Raw genomic sequence first — 922 nt, forward strand, 5'->3', positions numbered from 1 at the left:
ATGCCTGTAGCTGGTCCGCGTCGCGGAACGATGACACCAGCAACCCTAGTGTCGGAATCGTCCAGAGCAGCACCAGCAAGAACACGGCGATGTTCAGGGCCCATGTCAGACGTCCGCGTTTGCCTGCGATATTATCCATGGTTCAGTCCCTCTCACGGCGCGCATTGCGGATGTTCCACACCATGATCGGCATGACGGCGACCATGATGACGATGGCGACCGTTGCCCCGCGGTTGAAATCACCGGCACGGAACGACCAGTCGTACATCATGTTGGCCAGAACCTGCGTGCCATTGGAAATAGCTGCCCCCCGCAAATACGACCAGCAGCAGGATCGCGAACAGAAACCCGGGAATGGCATAGGCGACGATGATGAGGGCCGAGGTCCATGTGTCGAACCGCGTGCCGTCCCGCGTTGCCTTGGCAATGCCCAGCGGAATGGAAATGGCATAGGCAATCAATGTGGACCAAAGCCCCAGCGAAATGGATACCGGCATCTTTTCCAGTACCAGATCGACCACCGAAATCGACCTGAAATAGCTTTCTCCGAAATCCAGCCGCAGATAGTTGCCCCTGTGTCGCAGAACTGGGGTGCCTTCGGTACACCAGAAACCGATGCCCTTCTGGATCAGATCGAAACAACCTTCGATGCGGAAAAGCAGGCAGAGCTGACGGCCGAGCTGCATGCCAAGATTGTGGACCAGGCACCTTGGCTGTTCATCGTCCATGACCTGAACCCCCGCGCGATGAGCGAGCATGTCAAAGGCTTCGTCTCGGCCCAATCCTGGTTTCAGGATCTGACCAGCGTGTACATCGAGGAGTGATCGGGCACCGTACATCCTGATCCGCTCGGGGGTGTGCCCGCCCCCGATCCCCCACCAGGTGCTTCTGGAAGATAAGGGACGCTTCTATGTTATCATTC

At 57.6% G+C, this 922-nt stretch carries 1 protein-coding gene and 3 pseudogenes; 1 reads left to right on the top strand and 3 read right to left on the bottom strand.

Annotated features, from left to right (window positions below; translation table 11 throughout):
- The 3 pseudogenes from TR36_RS15560 to TR36_RS13935 form a co-directional block, all read right to left on the bottom strand.
- A pseudogene (locus TR36_RS15560) lies at positions 1–139 on the bottom strand (carbohydrate ABC transporter permease); the annotation flags it as partial.
- Between the two features lie 3 nt (positions 140–142).
- Positions 143–292: pseudogene (locus TR36_RS15810) on the bottom strand (alpha-glucoside ABC transporter permease); the annotation flags it as partial.
- Position 293: 1 nt separating this feature from the next.
- Positions 294–569: pseudogene (locus TR36_RS13935) on the bottom strand (microcin ABC transporter permease); the annotation flags it as partial.
- Between the two features lie 6 nt (positions 570–575).
- Between TR36_RS13935 and TR36_RS15815 the strand changes: the two are divergent.
- Positions 576–824 carry a hypothetical protein gene (locus TR36_RS15815; RefSeq protein ID WP_045393816.1) on the top strand — a complete coding sequence of 83 codons (249 nt, stop codon included), beginning with the start codon at positions 576–578 and terminating at the stop codon, positions 822–824.
- Positions 825–922 lie beyond the last annotated feature (98 nt).

The sequence above is a fragment of the Falsirhodobacter sp. alg1 genome (assembly GCF_000739715.2).
In the GTDB taxonomy this organism is placed as follows: domain Bacteria; phylum Pseudomonadota; class Alphaproteobacteria; order Rhodobacterales; family Rhodobacteraceae; genus Falsirhodobacter.